General features: G+C 59.4%; 15 protein-coding genes. 8 read left to right on the plus strand and 7 right to left on the minus strand.

The genetic code is table 11. The features are described 5' to 3' along the window. Together AC3WP4_RS21365 and treR are read right to left on the minus strand one after the other, a co-directional pair. On the minus strand, positions 1-1,906 hold a 1,906-nt coding region (locus AC3WP4_RS21365), incomplete at its 3' end, for a dermonecrotic toxin domain-containing protein (protein WP_371917831.1). Positions 1,907-2,040: 134 nt separating this feature from the next. After that, positions 2,041-2,745, minus strand: a complete 705-nt coding sequence (treR, locus tag AC3WP4_RS21370; protein WP_102616052.1) for a trehalose operon repressor — start codon at positions 2,743-2,745, stop codon at positions 2,041-2,043. A 237-nt stretch (positions 2,746-2,982) separates the two neighbouring features. On the opposite strand from treR, the gene treP reads away from it, so the two are divergent. From treP to tadA, 7 genes are all read left to right on the plus strand, one after another. Further along, positions 2,983-4,425 carry a PTS system trehalose-specific EIIBC component gene (treP, locus tag AC3WP4_RS21375; protein WP_102616051.1) on the plus strand — a complete coding sequence of 481 codons (1,443 nt, stop codon included), beginning with the start codon at positions 2,983-2,985 and terminating at the stop codon, positions 4,423-4,425. Positions 4,426-4,539: 114 nt separating this feature from the next. Next, complete coding sequence (treC, locus tag AC3WP4_RS21380) at positions 4,540-6,186, plus strand: alpha,alpha-phosphotrehalase (protein ID WP_102616050.1); 1,647 nt, start codon at positions 4,540-4,542, stop codon at positions 6,184-6,186. Between the two features lie 104 nt (positions 6,187-6,290). After that, on the plus strand, positions 6,291-7,514 hold the full coding sequence (locus AC3WP4_RS21385) for a maltoporin (protein ID WP_102616049.1): 1,224 nt from the start codon (positions 6,291-6,293) through the stop codon (positions 7,512-7,514). A 62-nt stretch (positions 7,515-7,576) separates the two neighbouring features. After that, complete coding sequence (ptsP, locus tag AC3WP4_RS21390) at positions 7,577-10,111, plus strand: phosphoenolpyruvate--protein phosphotransferase (RefSeq protein WP_102616048.1); 2,535 nt, start codon at positions 7,577-7,579, stop codon at positions 10,109-10,111. Between the two features lie 2 nt (positions 10,112-10,113). Next, the gene (locus AC3WP4_RS21395; RefSeq protein ID WP_102616047.1) at positions 10,114-10,413 is read left to right on the plus strand and encodes a PTS sugar transporter subunit IIB; all 300 of its coding nucleotides are present in this window, start codon (positions 10,114-10,116) and stop codon (positions 10,411-10,413) included. Between the two features lie 404 nt (positions 10,414-10,817). Beyond that, the gene (locus AC3WP4_RS21400) at positions 10,818-12,194 is read left to right on the plus strand and encodes a multicopper oxidase family protein (RefSeq protein ID WP_102616046.1); all 1,377 of its coding nucleotides are present in this window, start codon (positions 10,818-10,820) and stop codon (positions 12,192-12,194) included. Further along, positions 12,194-12,688, plus strand: a complete 495-nt coding sequence (tadA, locus tag AC3WP4_RS21405; RefSeq protein ID WP_046049260.1) for a tRNA adenosine(34) deaminase TadA — start codon at positions 12,194-12,196, stop codon at positions 12,686-12,688. Before AC3WP4_RS21400 ends, tadA begins: the two co-directional genes overlap by 1 nt. A 122-nt stretch (positions 12,689-12,810) precedes the next feature. Here tadA and cmoB read toward each other — a convergent pair whose 3' ends face one another. From cmoB to lon, 5 genes are all read right to left on the minus strand, one after another. After that, positions 12,811-13,767, minus strand: a complete 957-nt coding sequence (gene cmoB / locus AC3WP4_RS21410; protein ID WP_102616045.1) for a tRNA 5-methoxyuridine(34)/uridine 5-oxyacetic acid(34) synthase CmoB — start codon at positions 13,765-13,767, stop codon at positions 12,811-12,813. After that, entirely contained in the window at positions 13,764-14,543 is a 780-nt protein-coding gene (gene cmoA / locus AC3WP4_RS21415; RefSeq protein WP_173860486.1) for a carboxy-S-adenosyl-L-methionine synthase CmoA, read from the minus strand. The genes cmoB and cmoA overlap by 4 nt, the downstream gene beginning before the upstream one ends. A gap of 138 nt (positions 14,544-14,681) precedes the next feature. After that, positions 14,682-15,326 (minus strand): lysoplasmalogenase, encoded by a 645-nt coding sequence (locus tag AC3WP4_RS21420; protein WP_102616044.1) that lies wholly within the window; start codon positions 15,324-15,326, stop codon positions 14,682-14,684. Positions 15,327-15,328: 2 nt separating this feature from the next. Continuing rightward, positions 15,329-15,721 carry a protease inhibitor I42 family protein gene (locus tag AC3WP4_RS21425; RefSeq protein WP_074873979.1) on the minus strand — a complete coding sequence of 131 codons (393 nt, stop codon included), beginning with the start codon at positions 15,719-15,721 and terminating at the stop codon, positions 15,329-15,331. A gap of 215 nt (positions 15,722-15,936) precedes the next feature. After that, entirely contained in the window at positions 15,937-18,354 is a 2,418-nt protein-coding gene (gene lon / locus AC3WP4_RS21430; RefSeq protein WP_102616043.1) for an endopeptidase La, read from the minus strand. 300 nt (positions 18,355-18,654) lie between these two features. On the opposite strand from lon, the gene AC3WP4_RS21435 reads away from it, so the two are divergent. Beyond that, the gene (locus AC3WP4_RS21435; RefSeq protein WP_074873982.1) at positions 18,655-19,902 is read left to right on the plus strand and encodes an NHL repeat-containing protein; all 1,248 of its coding nucleotides are present in this window, start codon (positions 18,655-18,657) and stop codon (positions 19,900-19,902) included. Position 19,903 lies beyond the last annotated feature (1 nt).

A 19,903-nucleotide genomic window follows, 5' to 3' on the forward strand; every position in this document is an offset into this window, starting at 1 on the left:
AGGTAGAAGCTACTGGTTCAAGGGGGACAGGGGCTGGTGGCGCGGAGTTGCTGGTGCTCTGGCCGGGCTTCGGTGTCGCCGGTTTAGAGAGGTTTTTGCCACCGCCCTTCAAACCCTGTCGCGAGAACATTTCCCATTCATCTGCTTCATTCAGACGTACCGGAATGTTGCGGAAAAAGGAGTAGGGATTGGTGGGGGCGACGATTGCCCAGGACCGCAGTTCATTGCTGTAACGCACCTGAAAAAAACGGTCGTCGATAGTAATGTAGTGACCCCCGGTTGCGGGTTGATAGATGCCTTGAAATTTACCTTCAACACTCACCGGGAATTCGCCGTCGAGAACCTCATTGGTTTCAAAGGGCGCCAGTATGTCCCTGTCTGAGGGGCCAATAGCCTCGGCGTCGACGGAAAGGGAAGGTATCGCCGGCGATTCTATGTCTGTCTTCGGCGCTTCCCCGGAGGCAAGCGCCTCTTCTGTCTCGGCGGCCTCTGCGATCTCGGCGGCATCTGCCAGTTCAACTGCGCCGCGCAGAAATGGCAAATTAAACAGTACATCCACACTGCCAAAAATCGCAGCTTTGACCGCGGCCTTACGTTCCATCGCAGTGGTGCCGTTGATGGCCTGGTCGATGTGCAGGCCGACATTGGCGATGCCGGCACCGATGACGACCAGCGCTGCCGGCCATGCAAGGGCGGCCATCGGTCCGAACGTGTGGTTGAAGGCATTGAGGTAGCCGATCCACAGCTTTTTCCTGATCTCGCCGTTGGAGTGCAGCAGGAAATTGGCGTCGCTGAGCATGCGCTCATGGGTGGACTGATTCAGATAGGTGAACGCATCACCGGCAATTTTCTCGCCACGATAGTGGAGCAAATGAACGTTCCCGGCTTCATTGTCACTGGGTAGAACGTCATAGGCGTGGGTGAGGCCGACATTTTCATGTTCCGTGTTTTCCAGGAAATGAACGATCAGACCAATGCCGGTGAAGTTGGCCAGTTTGTGCCCTAGGGAAGTGGGCTTTTCCTGAACGATGTCGCGCTCTTCCTGCTTGAAGTGCATGAGCATGCGTTCACGGCCTTCGGCGTCCTTGACCTCATTGACCAGCCATTCGTGCAGCTCTTCGACCTTGTTGAAACAGTGAAAACCTCTGAGCTCGCCCGGAATGTAGAGAATGTTCAGGTCACTGTCGTCAGTGATGCTGAGGATGTCCGTCGACACGAAGTGGTCAATGCAAAACTTGCGAATCGATAAACCGCTGGGTGTGGTCGCCTCGTCCATCAGCATTTGCCGGGTGAGCGGCCTGCTGACATTACCGGCGCAGGCGCTGAGCACCGTGCTGAAGTGTTCTTGGGTCAAGTAACCCTTCTCATAGTCTTCAATCGCTTTGGCGATGAACGTGCACTTGGCCAGCGCACGGAAGTTGGCGCTGTGTTTTTCCCAGAATGTCGCAATGGCCGTTTTGTAGCGATCAGCGAAATTGATGTCCCAGAAGGCTTTCAGCACGTCGTTGCCGTGCAGGCGCACTTCATTGGTTTCATCGTAGGATTCGGCGTCCGCCCCCACACGATAAAAGCCGCCGTAGAGGTCCAGCAGGTCGGCATTGTCCTGATCGTGGACGCTGAAACGTTGCATGACCAGTTGCGGGAAGGTCATGGATTCCTTGGGTTTTTCAAGGATGTGCTGCCAGCCGGTAAAAGCCGTGGAGCTGCTTTGGGCGCCATGGAACCGGTGCCAGTAGACTTTGTCGGGTTCGATATCCGTGATGTCGTGCTTGACGAGAATGTCCTTGGCGACCTGATATGCCAACGCGTGCAGGTCGGGGCAATCGGCAACGAGATCAGTGATCAGGGGCTGGAGGGCCAACACATCGGCAGCGTCGGGCAGGGTAATTTCTTGGGTATCGTCCATGATGTCTTCCTTGAGAGGTGGTCGGGGCGCTCACTATCTCAAGGGGCATCGATTCCAGCTGTAAGGCACTGGGTCGCTGGCGGTGGTCAGTTGCTGACGCAAGACGTAGGAAATGATGAGTACCAGAGTCAGGCTCAGCGGCGCGCAATGTCAGAAAAGTAAAACTTGTCCAGCGTATGCCGCGACTCTGTGTATTCGAACTGCCGACCATCCTGCAAAAACGTCTGATTGCTGACCACTATCACATGGCTCTGGCCGTCGAGGTCCAGGTGTTGCTGATCGTCCTTGCTGCGGGGCACCGCTTCGATGGTGCGCTGGGCGTAGGCGATTTGCAGTTGCAAGGTCTGCTCAATGAAGGCGTAGATCGAGTGCTCGGCAATGTCCCGGGACAGGCCGGGGATCACGTCGCTGACGAAATGGTTGATGTCCAGGATCACGCGTTTACCGTCGATCCACCGTACTCGCTTGATCCGCGTGATCTGGCTGCCGGCTTCGGCCTGGATGTGTTCCAGCAGCGTGCCCTCAAGGGGGATTTGAGTGAACTCGACCACCTCGGTGCTGACGTCGTTACCCAGGCGTGGATACGTTTCCTGAAAGCTGACGATCCCGCCGAGCTGGAATTCGATCGGGTTGGTCGACAGCACGAACGTGCCTTTGCCGTGAACCTTCTGCGCGAAACCGCGTTCCTGCAATTGCTCGATGGCCTTGCGCACGGTGCCGCGACTGGCCTGATAGCTGTCCATCAGTTCGGTTTCGGAAGGCAACCGGGCGCCGCGTTCCAGACGTTCGGTCGTGATGCTGGCAAGCAGATCGCTGTAGATCTGGTTGTATTTACTCATGGGAATGGCTCTATGCCGCGCTGTACTCAAGGCTTCGAACCTTAAGGGCAGGGTAGGGGTTTGTCCATGCGGCGTTAGGTTTCTTTGACTTTGGAGGTAGGAAACATCGCCGCCTGTCGGGTTCAGGATAAACAAATTCAAACTCGTCTGTACGAGTTGTTGCTTTAACTCGTACAGACGAGTACTTTTCGTTTCGGCGTGCTGCCAATAACAAAAAACTACAGCGGAAGAACAAGCATGAGCCACGACTATCCGAATATCGCCAGCGAGCTGCTGCAAAGCCTCGGTGGCAGCGACAACCTCGAGCAGGCCGCGCACTGTGTCACACGGTTGCGCCTGGCTCTTAAGGACCCGAGCCTGGTCAACAGCGCCACGCTGAACCAGATCGATCTGGTCAAAGGTTCGTTCTTCACCGGCGGCCTGTTCCAGGTGGTCATCGGTCCCGGTGAAGTGGAAAAGGTCTACGCCGAACTGCGCCGGCAAACCGGTCTCGCCGCCTCGACCATCGCCGACGTTAAACAAAAAAGCGCTGACAAGATCAACGCCGTGCAGCGTCTGGTGCGGGTGTTTTCCGACGTCTTCATGCCGATTCTGCCGGCGCTGATCATTGCCGGCCTGTTGATGGGCATCAACAATCTGATCGGCGCCAAAGGCATGTTCATCGAGGGCAAGACCCTGCTTGATGCCTATCCCAAGCTTGACGGGCTCTGGAGCCTGATCAACCTCATGGCCAACACTTCGTTCGTGTTCCTGCCGGCGCTGGTGGGCTGGTCGGCGGCCAAGCGGTTTGGCGGCAGCGAAATCCTCGGCATCGTGCTCGGTTTGATGCTCGTTCACCCCGATCTGCTCAATGCCTGGAACTACGGCAAAGCGGTGGCCGGGTTGGACGGGCAGAGCCTGCCGTACTTCGACATCCTCGGTTTGTTCCAGATCGAGAAGGTGGGTTACCAAGGGCAGATCCTGCCGATCCTGATGGCAGCCTACGTGATGAGCGTCATCGAAAAATGGCTGCGGGCGCGGGTGCCAAATGCGGTGCAATTGCTGGTGGTGCCGATCACCACCATCGTCGTCACCGGCGTGCTGGCGCTGGCCGTGATCGGCCCGGTGACCCGGCATCTGGGGATTCTCATCACCGAAGGCGTGGTCATGCTGTTCGACCTGGCGCCGATGGTCGGCGGGGCGATTTTCGGTTTGCTCTACGCACCGCTGGTGATCACTGGCATGCACCACATGTTCCTCGCGGTCGACTTGCAGTTGATTTCCACCCAGGGCGGCACTTTCATCTGGCCGATGATCGTCATGTCCAATCTGGCCCAGGGCAGCGCGGCATTGTCGGTGTTCTACATGACCCGCAGTGTGCGGGATAAAAGCATGGCCTCGACCTCGGCGATTTCGGCTTACTTCGGCATCACCGAACCGGCCATGTTCGGGGTCAACTTGCGCTACAAGTTTCCGTTTTATGCGGCCCTGATCGGTTCGGCCCTGGGCTGCATTTTCCTGTCGCTGAACAAGGTTCAGGCCTCGGCAATCGGCGTCGGTGGCTTGCCCGGTTTTATCTCGATCATCCCGCAGTTCATTCCGATGTTCGTGATCGGGATGGTGATTGCCATGGTCGTGCCGTTTGTTCTGACCTGCGGGTTGAGCATGAAGATTGTTCGGCCTGGGTATCGGGTTGCCTGACTGATCGCTATCGCGAGCAGGCTCCCACATTGGAACGCGATCAACTGTGGGAGCGAGCCTGCTCGCGAAGAGGCCCGCAAGGCCAGTATCAAACCAAATTGAAGGAACTCAGTCATGCAAGACTGGCAACGTTCGGTGATCTACCAGATCTACCCGAAGAGTTTTCACAGCCACGCCGGCAACCCCACGGGTGATTTGCTCGGCGTTGTGGCCAAGCTCGATTACCTGCACTGGCTGGGTGTCGATTGTCTGTGGATCACGCCGTTCCTGCGCTCGCCCCAGCGCGACAACGGCTACGACATCAGTGACTACTACGCCATCGACCCGAGCTACGGGACCATGGCCGATTGCGAATTGCTGATCGCCGAGGCCGGCAAGCGCGGCATCAAGTTGATGCTCGACATCGTGGTCAATCACACCTCGATCGAACACACCTGGTTCCAGCAGGCCCGCAGCAGCCTCGACAACCCGTACCGGGATTTCTACATCTGGCGCGACCAGCCGAACAACTGGGAGTCAAAGTTCGGTGGCTCGGCGTGGGAATACGAAGCCCAGACCGGTCAGTATTACCTGCACCTGTTCGACCACACTCAGGCCGACCTGAACTGGGATAACCCAAAGGTGCGTGCCGAAGTCTTCAAGATGATGCGTTTCTGGCGCGACAAGGGCGTGGGCGGGTTCCGTCTGGACGTGATCAACCTGATCTCCAAACCGGCGGACTTCCCCGAGGACAATACCGACGGTCGACGTTTCTATACCGACGGCCCGAACGTTCACGAGTACTTGCAGCAGATGCACCGCGAAGTGTTCGAAGGCCATGACCTGATCAACGTTGGCGAGATGTCGTCCACCAGTCTGGAGCACTGCATTCGATACTCGCGACCCGAGTCGAAAGAGCTGTCGATGACCTTCAACTTCCATCACCTGAAGGTCGATTACCCGAACCTGCAGAAGTGGATTCGCGCCGATTTCGACTTCCTCGAACTCAAGCGCATTCTTTCCGATTGGCAAACCGGCATGCAGGCCGGCGGTGGCTGGAACGCGCTGTTCTGGTGTAACCATGACCAGCCTCGTGTGGTCTCGCGTTTTGGTCATGACGGCGAATATCGGGTGCTCTCGGCGAAGATGCTCGGCACGGCGCTGCATTTCCTCCAGGGCACACCGTTCGTGTACCAGGGCGAGGAACTGGGCATGACCAATCCGGGCTTCGATCACATCGATCAGTACCGCGATGTCGAGACGCTGAACATCTTCCGGCTCAAGCGCGAGGCGGGTGCGAGCGATGCCGACAACATGGCGGCGATCATGCAGAAGTCCCGGGATAACGGCCGTACGCCGATGCACTGGAACGCCGAGCCCAACGCGGGTTTCAGCGTTGTCGAGCCGTGGATCGGGGTGCCGGTGAACGCCGGGCAGATCAACGTTGCCGCTCAGCTCGATGACCCGGATTCGGTCCTGCATCACTACCGTCAGTTGATCGCCTTGCGTCGCACTGAGGCGCTGATATCCGACGGCATTTACCGGCAATTGTTGTCCGAGCACACGCAAATCTGGGCGTATGTGCGTGAGGGCAATGGCGAACGATTGTTGGTGCTGAACAACTTCTACGGCACGCCATGCGAAGTCGAACTGCCCGATGAAGTGATCAGCGAAACCATGGCCCAACGTTTGGTCATTAGCAATTACCCGGACTGTCCGACGCGAAATCGGCAGGTCCACTTACGGCCCTATGAATCGTTCGTGCTGCATATGACCGACTGACCGAGCGCAAAAAACACCGAACAAAAAAACACGCAGAACGCTGCGCGGGGGAGTTTTGCGCGCCGATTTTGCCGCTGCACACAATAAAAATAATGGGGTAGCTCTTGAAAACAACAATAAATCGCAGCCTTGCAATGGCGGGCGTGTGCCTGGCTTTGCCTCTTTCGGCCCAGGCGCTGGAGTTCGCCGGTTACTTGCGCAGCGGCGTCGGCACCTCGGTCAACAGCGGTAAACAGCAGTGCTTCCAACTGCCGGGTGCGCAGACCAAGTACCGCTTGGGCAATGAATGCGAGCAGTACGCCGAACTGGAGTTGCGCCAGGATCTTTACACCCTGGATGACGGTTCGGTACTGAGCATCGACGGCATGGCTTCGTTGTACAACCAGTACGACAAGGACCTGACCTTCAACGGTGACAACGGCTCGGTGCGCTTGCCGCAGGCGTACGCGCAATGGTCGAACATGCCAAGCCTCAACGGCGGTTCGCTGTGGGCCGGCCGGCGTTACTACAAACGGAACGATATTCACATTTCCGACTTCTACTATTGGAACCAGAGCGCCACCGGCGGCGGTATCGAGGACGTGCTGATTGGCGATCTGAAATACAGCTACGCCTTCTCGCGCAAGGACAACCTGTACCAGAAGGACTACATCAACCGACATGACTTCAACGTTGCCGGCTTCAACACCAACCCCGGCGGTGCGTTGGAATTCGGGCTGAGCTACATCGATAAACCCGACAGCCGCGACGCTCATCGTGGCTGGGCGATCACCACCCAGCATGTGCAGAAGGGCTTTTTGGGCGGCAAGAACAAACTGGCCTTCCAGTACGGCGAAGGTCCCGGCACTGGGTTGGGTTATACCGGTAACGTGAAGCTCGACGACAGCAACAAAAGTTATCGGGTGGTGGAGTTCTTCGACTGGCAAGTGACGCCGCGATTTGGCGGGCAGATCGAGGCGGTTTACCAGAAAGACATTCGCCCGGACGGCAGTGATCAGAACTGGATTTCCCTGGGTGTTCGCCCGGCCTATGCGCTCACCGAGCAGTTCAAACTGGTGACCGAACTGGGTCACGATCAGGTCGACGCCACGGGCGGCACGCGCAAGCTGAGCAAGTTCACCTTCGCCCCGACCTGGTCGCCCAAGGGGCCGGAATTCTGGGCACGGCCCGAGGTGCGTTTGTATTACACCTATGCGAGCTGGAACGAGGCGGCCAAACGGGCGGCCAATGAACAGGCGCAGGGCTCGGCGTTGTCCGACACCGGGGCGTTTGGCACGGCGCGGCACGGTTCGAACGTCGGATTGCAGGTCGAGTACTGGTGGAAATAAGCGATGCTGTCGGAGCCTCGCGCTCCATCGGCACTTCAAAGAACAAAACAGCAGGTGACGTCATGGCCACACCCCAACTATTGCAACTGCACGCGCCCCTGTCTGGCGTATTGATGCCACTGGACCTCGTGCCCGATCCGGTGTTTTCCACCCGCGTGATCGGCGATGGCCTGTGCATCGATCCGACTTCAACGACGTTGTGCGCGCCGCTGGCAGGGGTTGTCAGCAACGTGCAGGCCAGCGGGCATGCGATCAGCATCACCGACGAAAATGGCGTGCAGGTGTTGATGCACATTGGCCTCGACACGGTGAACCTCGCCGGGAAAGGCTTCACGCGGTTGGTGGAGGAGGGCCAGCAGGTTGACGTTGGGCAGTCGCTGATAGAGTTCGATGCCGATTTTGTGGCGTTGAATGCCCGCAGCCTGCTGACGTTGATGCTGGTGGTCAGCGGTGAGCCGTTCACTTGGCTGACGCCGGAAACGGGTGTGGTCGACAGTGGCCAGCCGTTACTGAGCTTGAAGCCCATCGAGCAGGCAACAGATGAGCCGGTGCCGGAAGCGGGCGAAGCAGTGTTTTCCAAACCAGTGACGCTGGCCAATCCGAACGGCTTGCACGCCCGTCCGGCAGCGGTGTTCGCCCAGGCGGCGAAAGGTTTTTCGGCGAGTATTTATCTGCATAAACAGCAGGCGAGTGCGAACGCGAAATCCCTGGTAGCGATCATGGCGTTGCAGACGGTTCATGGTGACGTTGTGCAAGTCAGCGCGGCCGGCCCGGATGCTGAAGCGGCGATCAAGACACTCGCCGAATTGCTGGCGACTGGATGCGGTGAAGCGGGGGCGGCCCCGGCGCCGGTTGAGGCGGTTGCGATTGAGGCTTCATCGCTGACGGTGTTGCGTGGGGTGTGCGCATCGGCCGGGTCGGCGTTTGGCCAAGTGGTGCAGATAGCCGAACAACACCTGGACGTGAATGAATTCGGCGCCACACCACAGGTTGAACGCGATCATCTGTCCCGCGCCTTGGCCGAGGCGCTGCTGGCCCTGCAACAATTGCGTGACACCGCCGTTGGCAGTGCGCAGGCAGACATCTTCAAGGCTCATCAGGAATTGCTCGAAGATCCGGGTTTGCTTGAGGTGGCTCACGTGCAGATCGACGAAGGCAAAAGTGCCGGGTTCGCCTGGCGCGCGGCCACCGAGTCGGCGGTAACCGTGTTCAACAGCCTGGGCAATGCCTTGCTGGCGGAGCGGGCGGCGGACCTGGCCGATGTCGGCCAGCGAGTGCTCAAGCTGATCCTCGGCGTACAGGATCAGGCGATGGAGCTGCCTGAAGGGGCGATCCTGATCGCCGAACAACTGACACCGTCGCAGACCGCCGGGCTCGATACCCGCAAGGTACTGGGTTTCGCCACGGTCGGTGGCGGCGCTACCAGCCACGTCGCGATCCTCGCTCGGGCGTCCGGTTTGCCGGCGATCTGCGGGTTGCCCGTTCAGGTGCTGGGGCTGGCCAACGGCACTCAGGTGTTGCTCGACGCCGACAAGGGCGAGCTGCACCTGGACCCGGATCTGGCGGCCATCGAGCAGCTGCAAGCCAACCGTCAGCGCCAGCAGAAACGCCATCAACATGAGTTGGCGCACGCAGCGCTGGCGGCGTGTACCCGCGATGGACACCACGTTGAAGTGACGGCCAACATCGCCTCGCTGGCTGAAGCGGAGCAGGCCATGGCACTGGGAGGCGAGGGCGTTGGACTGTTGCGTTCGGAGTTTCTTTATCTGAACCGCAATCATGCGCCAAGCCATGACGAACAGGCGTCCACCTACAGCGCCATCGCCCGCGCCCTGGGGCCGGCGCGCAATCTGGTGGTGCGCACACTGGATGTCGGCGGCGACAAACCGTTGGCCTACGTGCCGATGGAGAGCGAAACCAATCCGTTCCTCGGCATGCGCGGAATTCGTTTGTGCCTGGAGCGCCCGCAGCTGTTGCGCGACCAGTTCAAGGCGATCCTGAACAGCGCCGGGCTGGCCCGTCTGCACATCATGTTGCCCATGGTCACGCAGCTGTCGGAGTTGCGCCTGGCTCGGCAGCTGCTTGAGGAAGAGGCGCTGGCTTTGGCCCTCACCGAACGGCCGAAACTGGGGATCATGATCGAAGTGCCGGCAGCGGCGCTGATGGCTGACCTGTTTGCGCCCGAAGTGGATTTCTTCTCGATCGGCACCAACGACCTGACCCAATACACCCTGGCCATGGACCGCGATCACCCGCGCCTGGCCAGTCAGGCCGACAGCTTTCATCCGTCGGTGCTGCGTTTGATTGCCAGCACCGTGAAGGCCGCCCACGCCCATGGCAAATGGGTCGGCGTGTGTGGCGCCATGGCCTCGGAAACCCTGGCGGTGCCGTTGTTACTGGGACTTGGGGTGGATGAACTGTCGGTGAGCGTGCCGTTGATTCCGGCGATCAAAGCGGCGGTTCGCGAAGTGGATCTGCTGGACTGCCAGGCCATCGCCCAGCAAGTGCTGGGCCTGGAAAGCGCCGAGCAAGTGCGCGAGGCGCTGCGGCTGTATCACGAGGCGACGGTCGATACTTCACTGGTACTGGAGAACTGAACATGTTCGAGAAAATGCAGCGGGCGTTCTGGAAAGCGTTGACGCCGGACTTGGTGGTGGATGAGCCGAAAGTGCTGGCTCAGCCTGTTTCTGGTCTGGCTCCGGAAATTGTGGCCGCTTTGGGTGGTGTGGATAACCTGAAGGCACAGCGGCCGGTGGCGCTGACCCGGGTTCGGGTTGAATTGCGGGATGTGGCGCGGATGGATCGGCAGGCTTTAAAGGTGGCCGGGGTGCCGGGCGTGATGATGCTGGACGAAGGCGTTGTGCATTTGTTGATGGGGTTGGTGGTTGCCGGACGTTAGGTGATCAGATTCAAGAGCCACCCCTCACCCCAGCCCTCTCCCCATGGGGGAGAGGGGAAAGGGAGCAGATCTTCAAGCTTTTCAAACCTGAGTTCGACTCGGTTTTTCAGGTCGATGTAGCTCCAAGAGCAACTCGGTCAGTTCCCTCTCCCCACGGGGGAAAAGGGGAAAGGGAGCAGATCTTCAAGCTTTTCAAACCTGAGTTCGACTCGATTTCTCAGGTCGATGTAGCTCCAAGAACAACTCGGTCAGTCCCCTCTACCCCCTGGGGAGAGGGTTAGGGTGAGGGGTGGCCTCTGCGGCCATCCGCCACCCCACCCTTACTGTTTCTCATCCGCAGGTGTATCGTATTCGCCTTTTACAGGCCCCCGTGCCTGTCGCTGATACGTGAGGTAGTTGAGTTCATGTCCTTTACCCGTCGCCAAATCCTCGGTGGCCTGGCCGGTCTTGTTGTCGTTGGTGTCGGAGCGGGGGGCGCGTCGCGGTACTGGTTGGGCAAGATGGCCGACGCCGACGCGGGCCACGACTACGAGCTGATCGCCGCACCGCTGGACGTTGAACTGGTGCCCGGGCACAAGACCGAAGCCTGGGCGTTCGGCCCGTCGGCGCCGGGCACCGAGTTGCGCGTGCGTCAGGGGGAATGGCTGCGGGTGCGCTTCATCAACCACCTGCCGGTTGCCACCACCATTCACTGGCACGGCATCCGCCTGCCACTGGAAATGGACGGCGTGCCCTACGTCTCGCAGCTTCCAGTGCTGCCGGGCGAATACTTCGACTACAAATTCCGCGTGCCCGACGCCGGCAGTTACTGGTATCACCCGCATGTGAACAGCAGCGAGGAACTGGGTCGCGGGCTGGTTGGCCCGTTGATCATCGAAGAGCGCGAGCCTACCGGCTTCAAGTACGAAAAGACCTTGAGCCTCAAGAGCTGGCACGTCGATGAAGAGGGCGCTTTTGTCGCGTTCAGCATTCCTCGCGAAGCGGCCCGTGGTGGCACGGCGGGGCGCCTGTCGACCATCAACGGTGTCGCGCAAGCTGTGATTGAATTGCCCGCCGGGCAGATCACCCGGGTGCGCCTGCTCAACCTCGATAACACCCTGACTTACCGCCTCAACATCCCTGGCGTCGAAGCGCAGATCTACGCGCTGGACGGCAACCCCATCGAACCGCGGCCGTTGGGCAAGGAATACTGGCTCGGCCCGGGCATGCGCATTTGCCTGGCGATCAAGGCCCCGCCGGCCGGTGAAGAAATGTCCCTGCGCAATGGCCCGGTACGCCTGGGCACGCTCCGTTCGGTGGCGAACGCCGATGCACCGACCGAGTGGCCACCCGCACTGCCCGCCAACCCGGTGGCCGAGCCGGACCTGGCTAACGCGGAGAAACTCAACTTCAATTTCGAATGGGTAGGCTCAGTGTCGGTGAACGTCGACAATGGCAAGCCGCCGAGCCTGTGGCAGATCAACGGCAAGGCCTGGGACATCACCGACAAGACGTGCGCCGACCGCCCGATTGCCAAGCTCGAGAAGGGCAAGAGCTACATTTTCGAATTGAAGAACATGACTCAGTATCAACACCCGATTCACCTGCACGGCATGAGTTTCAAGGTGATTGCGTCGAACCGGCACAAGGTTATTCCGTATTTCACGGACACCTACTTGCTGGGCAAGAACGAGCGCGCACAAGTGGCGCTGGTGGCGGATAACCCTGGGATCTGGATGTTCCACTGCCATGTGATCGACCACATGGAAACCGGCCTGATGGCCGCCATTGAGGTGGCCTGATGCGTCAGATACGCCCGACAGCAATCATTGATCGCAGCCGTGATCGTGACTTCATGCGTGAAGCCCTGGCCCTGGCCGCCCAAGGCGCGGCGCTCGGTGAAGTGCCGGTGGGTGCGGTGCTGGTGCAGGATGGTGAAATCATCGGTCGGGGTTTCAACTGCCCGATCAGCGGCAACGACCCGAGTGCCCACGCCGAGATGGTGGCGATCCGCGCTGCCGCGTTGGCCGCCAGCAACTATCGTCTGCCCGGCAGCACGCTGTATGTAACGCTTGAGCCATGCAGCATGTGCGCCGGGCTGATCGTGCATTCGCGGATTGCGCGGGTGGTGTATGGGGCGCTGGAGCCGAAGGCCGGGATTGTGCAGAGTCAGGGGCAGTTTTTTACCCAGGGATTCTTGAACCACCGGGTGCTGTATGAAGGCGGGGTGTTGGCCGAGGAATGCGGGGCGGTGTTGAGCGAGTTCTTCAAGGCCCGAAGAGCCAGTAGAGACTGATCGTTCCCACGCTCCGCGTGGGAATGCATCCAGTGACGCTCTGCGTCACATCCGCAAGGGACGCGGAGCGTCCCGGGGCGGCATTCCCACGCGGAGCGTGGGAACGATCATTGGAAGGGGATTTATTTGCGGGCGACGATGACGGCGCGCATCGGCGCCGGCAAGCCTTCAATCGTCTTGCTGTGATCTTGCGGATCAAGGAAATCGCTCAGCGACTGATACTTCATCCACTCCGTCCCGCGCTGTTCCTCGACCGTGGTCACGCTAACGTCCACACAGCGAACATCCGTGAACCCGGCGCGGCGCAGCCACAGTTCCAGCGCGGGCACTGATGGCAGGAACCACACGTTACGCATCTGTGCATAACGGTCTTCCGGTACCAGCACCTGTTGCTGATCGCCTTCAATCACCAGCGTTTCCAGCACCAGTTCGCCGCCCTTGACCAAGCAATCCTTCAGCGCCAGCAAATGCTCGATCGGTGAACGACGGTGATAGAACACCCCCATGGAGAACACCGTGTCGAAGCCTTCCATGTTCGGCGGCAGGTCTTCGAACGGGAACGGCAGGTGCCAGGCGTTGGGTTCGGACAGGTAGCGCTGTACCGCCTGGAACTGACAGAAAAACAGCCAGTTCGGGTCGACACCAATCACACTGTCGGCCCCGGCACCGAGCATGCGCCACATGTAATAGCCGTTGCCGCAGCCGACATCGAGGATGCGTTTACCCTTCAGATCCAGATGCGGTGCAACCCGCGACCACTTCCAGTCCGACCGCCATTCGGTATCGACGTGCACGCCAAACAGATCGAACGGCCCTTTGCGCCACGGCGATAAACCCATCAGTGCGGTGCGCATCTGAACGCGGGTTTCGTCATCGCAATCGGTGTCCAGCGTCAGGCCATTCAGTAAATCGACGACCTTCGGCTGAATCTTCGGCAAGGCGTCCAGCGCACTCTGCCAGCGCTCCAGATCGCCGTGACCTTTTTCCATTTTCTTGTCGAGTTGCGCCTGCAGGGTGTTCGCCCAGTCGGCCAGCGGAGTACCGGCCAGACGGCGGGCGAGGGGGGAGAGATCAATCATGGCAAGGCAATCAACGAGGCAAAGTTAAGACACTGGAACCACGGCACGACTTTCGAGAACCCGGCGGCCAGCAAGCGCTCGCGGTGTTCTTCGAGGCTGTCGGGCTTCATGACGTTTTCGATGGCGCTGCGCTTCTGGGCAATCTCGAGTTCGCTGTAGCCATTGGCGCGTTTGAACGCGACGTGCAGGTCGGTGAGCAGCGCATGTTCTTCGGGGTCGTTGAAGCGCAGCTTCTCCGAGAGGATCAACGCACCACCGGGCAGCAGCGATTGGCGGATGCGCGAAAGCAAGGCGGTGCGCTGCTCCGGAGCGATGAATTGCAGGGTGAAGTTCAGCGCCACCACCGAGGCTGGCTGGAATTCGAGGGCCAGGATGTCGCCTTCGATCACTTCCACCGGCAGCAACTCCTGGAACATCGAGTCCTGACCGTTGAGGTATTCGCGGCAGCGTTCGACCATCGCCGCCGAGTTATCCACAGCGATGACGCGGCAGCCGTCGGTGCGCACGTGACGGCGCAGGGCCTGGGTCACTGCGCCGAGGGACGAACCGAGGTCGTAAAGCATGCTGTTGGGCTGGGCGAATTGCGCGGCAAGTACGCCCAGGTTTTCAACGATGGTCGGATAACCTGGCACCGAGCGCTTGATCATGTCCGGGAACACCCGCACCACGTCCTCGTTAAAGGCGAAGTCAGGCACCTGGGCCAGAGGCTGGGCGAAAAGGCGATCGGATTCTTTGCTCACGGCGGTTCCAGCGGTGTAGGTGGAAAAGGCCGGCATTTTAGCCAAATTGACGGGGTTACGCACTGATCGTTCCCACGCTCCGCGTGGGAATGCATCCTGTGACGCTCTGCGTCACGCTTGCGCAGGGACGCGGAGCGTCCCGGGCGGCATTCCCACGCAGAGCGTGGGAACGATCTATTGGGGGCGGTGAGCGGATTGAGAAAAGGCCGACGCCGCAATCCCCCATTGCCCCAACCAATAGCTGAGGATGATGACGTAAGGCGCGGCATGGAATGGCATCACAAACCGATTAATGCCAATCACGCTGTCCGAAAACACAAACGCCACCGCACCTGCGGCCGCCAGCAGCGCCGAGCGCTTGGGCACATCGGTGTCGAGTCGGGCGAGGGCGCGCCAAAGCATGGCGCTGATGGCCAGACCATAGACGATCACCGGGATCAGCAGCGGCCCCAAGCCATTGGAAATCAGAATCCCCAACAACACCGCGCCGACGCCCAACGCGATGATCAGTGGCAATAGCGCCAGTCGCTGGCAATCACTCAAGTAGGCTTTCAGGTACGCCAGGTGCGCGACCAAAAACGCGCCGAGTCCGAACACAAACAAGTCCCCGGGCCATGCCAGCAACACATCGCCGAGCAGGGAGAAAATCAATCCAAGGCTGATCCAGCGCCGATATTCGCTGGGCGGTGCGTCATGCAACCAACCGAGCAGCGCCAATACCGGCAGCGGTTTGACCAGCAGGCAGAGCAACGCTGCATGCACACTGACGCCGTAGAGGAACGTCACCGCGCCCATCAGCGCCAGAATCAGCCAGCCCACGATCAGTTAACCGAGATCGCGCAGTCGAAGGTTTCCACTGCCGGTACTTCCGGTTCCCATGGCTGTGAGTAAATCAGGCGCAAACGGCCAGTGCCCGCGGCGAAGGACTGGAAGCGCCAGGTGGAGAGGCCGGCGCTGCCGACGATCCCCGCGTCTTGCGGATTGCTGTAAACCTCGGGGCTGAGCGCGCGCAATACGCCACCGGCCGAATCCTGGATCGTCCAGCGATAACCCGTGGTCGGGTTGCTTGGCAGGGTCAGGATCAGGTTTTGCCCGTTGTGCAATTGCACTGGGCATTCGCTTTGTTTTTCCACGGTCACGTTCTGTTTCGGTTGCGTGGCGCAGGCGGCCAGCAAGGAGAGGGCGAGGGGGACAAACAGGCGGGTGGGGGACATAAGGTCAGTGGCTCCGGCATTCACGACGAACGGCGAGCATAACTGAAGATGAGACAAAGTGTGACGGCACAGAAGGAGATGTGTTGTAAGTGCCGACGCCTTCGCGGGCAAGCCCGCTCCCACAGGGATCGAGTGTGGTCACACATTTGTGTCCACCCCAAACCTGTGGGAGCGGGCTTGCCCGCGAAGGCGTCGGTACAGGCGCTACAGTTCTGTCAGAACAGAATTTTCGCCACATCCGCAAAGCGCTTGGCAAAGTGCACGGTAATCCCTTCCTTCAAATAATCCGGCAACTCCTCAAAGCTGCCGCGGTTAGGCTCGGGCAGGATCAACTCGAATATTTTCTGCCGCCGCGCCGCAATCACCTTTTCACGCACGCCGCCAATCGGCAGCACATGCCCGGTCAGCGTCAGTTCGCCAGTCATGGCGATGCCTTTTTTCGGTGGCTGGTTTCGGGCGAGCGAAAGCAGGGCGCTGGCCATGGTCACGCCGGCACTCGGGCCGTCTTTCGGGGTGGCGCCTTCCGGGACGTGCAGGTGAACGAAGGCTTCGTCGAAGAACTTCGGATCACCGCCGAACGATTTGAGGTTGGAGCTGACGTAGCTGTAGGCGATTTCCGCCGACTCCTTCATCACGTCGCCCAATTGCCCGGTGAGTTTGAAGCCGCGGTTCAAGGTGTGAATCCGCGTGGCTTCGATCGGCAAGGTTGCGCCGCCCATGCTGGTCCAGGCCAGGCCCGTGATCACACCAGTCCCCGACAGCACTTGTTCATTACGGAACACCGGATGACCGAGTGAGGCTTCCAGGTCTTTCGGCCCGAGCTTGATCACCGCTTTCGGCTCGTCGATCAGTTTCACCACGGCTTTGCGCACCAGTTTGCCCAGTTGTTTTTCCAACTGCCGCACGCCGGCTTCGCGGGCGTAGCCATCGATCAACGCCTTCAACGCGCTGTCGCTGATCGACAGGCTGCCTTTGGACACGCCGGCCTTCTCCAGTTGCTTGGGCCACAGGTGACGTTTGGCGATGGCGATTTTTTCTTCGGTGATGTAGCCCGACAGGCGAATCACTTCCATCCGGTCCAGCAACGGGCCGGGGATCGAGTCCAGGGTGTTGGCGGTGCAGATGAACAGCACTTTCGACAGGTCCAGACGCAAGTCCAGGTAGTGGTCGAGGAATTCGACGTTCTGTTCCGGGTCGAGGGTTTCCAGCAGCGCCGAGGCCGGGTCGCCCTGGAAGCTCTGGCCCATCTTGTCGATCTCGTCGAGCATGATCACCGGGTTCATCACTTCGACATCTTTCAACGCATGGACGAGTTTGCCCGGCTGCGCGCCGATGTAGGTACGGCGGTGGCCCTTGATCTCGGCTTCGTCGCGCATGCCGCCGACGCTGAAGCGGTAGAACGGCCGACCGAGGGATTCGGCGATGGATTTGCCGACACTGGTTTTACCCACGCCCGGCGGGCCGACCAGCAGCACGATGGAGCCGCTGATTTCGCCTTTATAGGCGCCGACCGCGAGGAACTCGAGGATGCGGTCCTTGATGTCGTCGAGGCCGGCATGGTGTTTGTCCAACACCTTGCGTGCATGCTTGAGGTCGAGTTTGTCCTCGCCGTACACGCCCCACGGCACCGAGGTCGCCCAGTCGAGGTAGTTGCGGGTAACCGCATACTCCGGCGAACCGGTTTCGAGGATCGACAGTTTGTTCATTTCCTCTTCGACGCGTTTTTGCGCCTGAGGCGGCAGAACCTTGCCGGTCAGCCGCTGTTCGAACTGCTCGATGTCAGCGCTGCGATCGTCCTTGGTCAGGCCCAGTTCTTGCTGGATGACCTTGAGCTGTTCCTTGAGGAAGAACTCGCGCTGGTGCTCGCCGATCTTGCGGTTCACTTCGGCGGAGATTTCTTTTTGCAGGCGCGCGACTTCGACTTCCTTGCGCAACATCGGCAGGACTTTTTCCATGCGCTTGAGCATCGGCACACAGTCGAGCACTTCTTGCAGCTCGCTGCCGGTGGCCGAGGTCAGTGCGGCGGCGAAGTCGGTCAGCGGCGACGGATCGTTGGGGCTGAAGCGGTTGAGGTAGTTCTTCAGCTCTTCGCTGTACAGCGGGTTGAGCGGCAGCAGTTCCTTGATCGCGTTGATCAGCGCCATGCCGTAGGCCTTGACCTCGTCGGTCGGCTCGGTGGGCTGGTGCGGGTATTCGACTTCCACCAGGTACGGCGGGCGATGGTGCTTGAGCCAGGTCTTGAGGCGGACGCGGGTCAGGCCCTGGGCGACGAATTGCAGTTTGCCGTTTTCGCGACTGGCGTGATGCACCTTGACCAGCGTGCCGTAGAGCGGCAGGGCCGAGGTGTCGAAATGGCGCGGGTCTTCCTGGGGCGTGTCCATGTAGAACAGGGCCAGGCAGTGGTGATCGGATTTGCTCACCAGATCCAGCGTTTCCGCCCACGGTTCTTCATTGACGATGACCGGCAGCACTTGGGCCGGGAAGAACGGGCGGTTGTGGATCGGGATGATGTAGACCTTGTCCGGCAGGTTCTGGCCTGGCAGGGCGAGGCCTTTGCCGGTGGAGTGGTGTTCGGCGTTCTCTGGGTCGGCGTAGTCGCTCGGGTCTTCGGGGAATTCTTGCTGGTCGGTCATGGGGCACCTGCGCAATTGGGTATGGGTGTTAGATGGGGCAAGTGGGGGGTGGTTTCAATGGCTCGGGATATTTCTGATTCGCTGCGCCAGCTGTAATTACGCCGCGGACGATTGGGGCTGCTTGGTATACAAAGACATCAATTTGGCTTTTAAGGATTCAAACGCTGTTATTTCTGTCAGGTCCCAGCAGGTGAAGAGCATGGTTCAGTAGTCAGGTGAGAGGTTTCAGGAACTCATCACAAAACTATCGCGCGCCGCAGGATATGCCGTGCTGCATATCGCTTGCGTCAGGGAGGAAAGATGAGCAGCAATTTTGAGTTGGTATCCGCATTGAACACAGGAAATCTGGACCCCTCCTTCGGATCAGGAGGCATCGTCGGCTTTCCCGGATTACAAGGGCAGTGTCGAGCTGTGGCGAAAGATCAGCAGGATCGCTTGATCGTCGCGGTCTGGGCCAATAGGGCATGCGAAGTGTTTCGACTGGATCAACATGGCACGGTTGATCGCTCGTTCGGCATGAACGGTAGTGTGCTGGTTGAGTTCGAAGCAGGATTTGATACCCGGGTTAACCACATCCTGATTCAGCCTGACGGGAAGATATTGTTGGCGGGAGTACGGTTCCAACTGAACCTTTCGAAAGGTTTGCCGGCTCTTGCCCGATTGGACGACAAGGGTAGCCCTGATCATCAATTCGGGGTGGACGGCAAAGTTGTTTTCAAGGGGCGCCCCGGTGCGGAATACAGCATTTTTCTGGGGGAGGTTGATGTTGTGTCAGGGGCCCCCGGAGAACTTTTAATGACATTTCCCTACGTGGACATTGCTGGAGGAATCGGCACTGGCACCACATTACTGCTGACAGTCAATGATGTGACGGGAGAGTTGATCAGAACGCATCCCGTTCAATACCGAGGTTTGAACACGGTCATTAACAGCATTGCACGCTTGAAGAGCGGAAAACTCATTGCAGGCGGCTATGTCACTCTGTCTTCAGGAGAAGATCGTATTCTCTTGAATCGCTACGACGCTGATGGCTGGCCTGATCTGAATTTCGGTGAATATGGATCTATTGTGTATGGGCCTCTTCCCGGCTATTACAAAGCATCGAAAGTGTTGTTGCAGGCTGATGCTGTTGATCAGGGAATTCTGGTAATGGGGTCGTATCAGAAAGAGGGTTCCTTACCCCATTGGAGTGCTTTGGTGATGAGATTCACTGAAAACGGTCAACCGGATGGTTCGTTCAATAAAGGCGAACCCGCTTTGGTTGATGCCGAACAGCAAACCGATTGGGCGGCAGGTGCTCTGCAACAAAATAAAGCCATCGTCATGGCCGGAACGGCGGGCCTGCGCGGTATTTCACAGGCATTGATACTCGGGCGAGTGCTTGAGGATGGGAGCTTTGATAAAACATTCACGGACAAGGGGTGGGTCATAGGCCCAGGCGGGAGCGGCGTCTCGGGGTTGGATATTCAGGACAATGGTCGATTGGTTATTGCGGGTGATGAAATGGCTGAGAGATTCTTGCCCAAGGTATTCGGCTACCAACCCTGAG

It is taken from the genome of Pseudomonas sp. FW305-20 (assembly GCF_058788075.1).